At 69.2% G+C, this 2,210-nt stretch carries 4 protein-coding genes; 2 read left to right on the forward strand and 2 right to left on the reverse strand.

The window, feature by feature from the left end; all coding sequences use genetic code 11:
- Together IT540_RS20700 and IT540_RS20705 are read right to left on the reverse strand one after the other, a co-directional pair.
- Window positions 1–640: TolC family protein (locus tag IT540_RS20700; protein ID WP_291181771.1), on the reverse strand; the 640-nt coding region annotated here is incomplete at its 3' end.
- A gap of 23 nt (window positions 641–663) precedes the next feature.
- Complete coding sequence (locus tag IT540_RS20705; RefSeq protein ID WP_291181772.1) at window positions 664–1,179, reverse strand: MarR family winged helix-turn-helix transcriptional regulator; 516 nt, start codon at window positions 1,177–1,179, stop codon at window positions 664–666.
- Window positions 1,180–1,293: 114 nt separating this feature from the next.
- Here IT540_RS20705 and IT540_RS20710 point away from each other — a divergent pair, with 114 nt between their 5' ends.
- Window positions 1,294–1,851 (forward strand): NUDIX hydrolase, encoded by a 558-nt coding sequence (locus IT540_RS20710; protein ID WP_291181774.1) that lies wholly within the window; start codon window positions 1,294–1,296, stop codon window positions 1,849–1,851.
- 14 nt (window positions 1,852–1,865) lie between these two features.
- On the forward strand, window positions 1,866–2,210 hold a 345-nt coding region (locus tag IT540_RS20715), incomplete at its 3' end, for a leucyl/phenylalanyl-tRNA--protein transferase (RefSeq protein WP_291181773.1).

Here is a 2,210-nt window from a genome sequence, read left to right on the forward strand (position 1 = left end):
CCGCCGCCACGCGCTGGCTCACCAGTTCGCGCAGTTGGGTGCGCTGACGCAGCGTTTCACCGGCCAGCGCGTGCAAGGCGACGATTCGCGCGAGCTGGAAGTACACGCGCGCCACTTCGGAAGCCAGCAGCACGCGCGCCGCCTGCAGGTCGGCCTCGGCCGCACGCGCCTGTCCGAGAGCGGCATCGAGGGCGGCGCGATTGCGGCCGAAGAAGTCGAGTTCCCACGCGGCGTCCAGGCGCAGCGCATTGCTGGTGAACACGCCGCCCGCGATCGGCGGCGGAAACAGGTCATGTTCGGAGTAGCGCTGGCGGGTCGAGCCCAGCGAGCCGGAGACCTGCGGCAGGCGTGCCGCATCGAACACCTGGGCGGCGCTACGCGCCCTGGCCAGGCGGAACTTCGACACCTCCAGGCTCGGGTTGTCCTGCAGTGCGCGCGCGATCAGCGCATCGAGCCCGGGCTCGCGATAGCCGGCCCACCAGCGCTCGTGCGGCCACTGCGCATCGGACAAGGCACCATCACGCGCGCCGAGCGCGTGCGCATCGATGGGCGTGGCGACCGGTTCGATGCCTGCCCGACTGGCACAGCCAGCCAGCAGCACGAGCGCCAGCAGCGCAGCGGCTCGCGCGACCGCGCGCATTCGCGTGGCGCAAGCCGCCGGGCTCACCGGCCTCCCCGCGAGAGGTCGCCGGCTTCGATCCCGGGCAGCCTGGCGCCGCAGCCGTGGCGGCCGTTGTCGATCATGCGCAACAGGTAGCCTCGCAACTGCTCGAATTCCACCTGCTGGAAGCCGGCCAGGTGCAGGTTGTTGGCGCGCGCCAGTGCGCTCGGCACCTGCGCGGCCGCCTGCTCGCCGGCCGCTGTCAGTTCCAGTGTCCAGACGCGCCGGTCGCGCCGCGACCGACTGCGCCGGATCAGGCCCTTGCCCTGCAGGCGCCCCAGGGTGCGCGTCATCGCGCCCGCATCGATGCCCATTTCCTGCGCCAGCGCCGATGCGGTGTTCGCCCGACCGTGGCGAATCAGCAGCAGCGGCGTCCATTGGGCATCGGTGAGCCCGTAGTGGACCATCTCGGCATCGACGCAGCGCACCAGCGACAGGCGCAACTGGCGCACCAGGTAGCCGATGCTGCTGGCGAGCGGGTAGTCGTGCGAATCGTAGAAGGACTTTTCGGCGCTCATGCGCAAGGATAATTGCCTAGGCAATGTTGTCAACTCTGGCCGGCGACAAGCAGGCCGCACGCAGGCCATCGCCGGCCTGCACTGCTACACTCGAATCAACCCTTGCGCCCGTCCATGAAATTCTGTTCCGTCTGCGGCCATGAAGTGCAGTTCGTCGTCCCGCCCGGCGACAACCGGCCGCGCTACCGCTGCGCGCAATGCGGCACGATCCACTATCAGAACCCGACCCTGGTGCTGGGCACGATCCCGGTCTGGGGCGATCGCATCCTGTTGTGCCGGCGCGCCATCGAACCGCGCTACGGTTTCTGGACCCTGCCGGCCGGCTTCATGGAGAACGGCGAAACCACCGCCGAGGGGGCGCAACGCGAGACGCTCGAGGAAGCCGGCGCAAACATCGCGCTCGGCGAAGTCTTCTCGATGGTCGACGTGCCGCATGTGAACCAGGTGCACGTCTTCTTTCGCGCCGAGTTGCTCGATGCGCACTTCGCACCGGGCCCTGACAGCCTCGAAGTGCGCCTGCTCGCCGAAGACGACATCCCCTGGGATTCGATTGCCTTTCGCACCGTGGCCCAGACGCTGCGCTGGTATTTCGAGGATCGCCGCAGCGGCGTCCATGTCATGCATACGGGTGCCATCCGCTCCGCCTCGCATCGCAGCGCCCGAGAGGCGTGAACGCCCGCAGGCCGATGATCCGACCGCTGCAGCGCAGACTGGCCTGGGTTGGCCCTGGCGATCCCCTGCCCGATCCGTCACAGGCCTGGCGCGAACCGAACGGCTTGCTTGCGGCCGGCGCCGATCTGTCGGCGCAGCGACTGCTCGCCGCCTATCGACGCGGCATCTTCCCCTGGTACAGCGACGGGCAACCGGTGATGTGGTGGTCGCCCGATCCACGCATGGTCCTCTACCTCGACGAGTTCAAGCCCTCCCGCTCGCTGGCCAAGGTGGTACGCCGCGCGCGCCAGGCGGCGCACTGGCGCGTGACTCTCGACACCTGCTTCGAGCGGGTGCTGCAGGCATGCGCCATGCCGCGC

The organism is Hyphomicrobium sp. (assembly GCF_020852195.1).
Classification (GTDB): Bacteria; Pseudomonadota; Alphaproteobacteria; order Rhizobiales; family Hyphomicrobiaceae; genus Hyphomicrobium_C.

Coding starts and splice junctions, on each gene's coding strand:
- IT540_RS20705 (WP_291181772.1), bottom strand. CDS start 1,179: ATGAGCGCCGAAAAGTCCTTCTACGATTCGCACGACTACCCGCTCGCC.
- IT540_RS20710 (WP_291181774.1), top strand. CDS start 1,294: ATGAAATTCTGTTCCGTCTGCGGCCATGAAGTGCAGTTCGTCGTCCCG.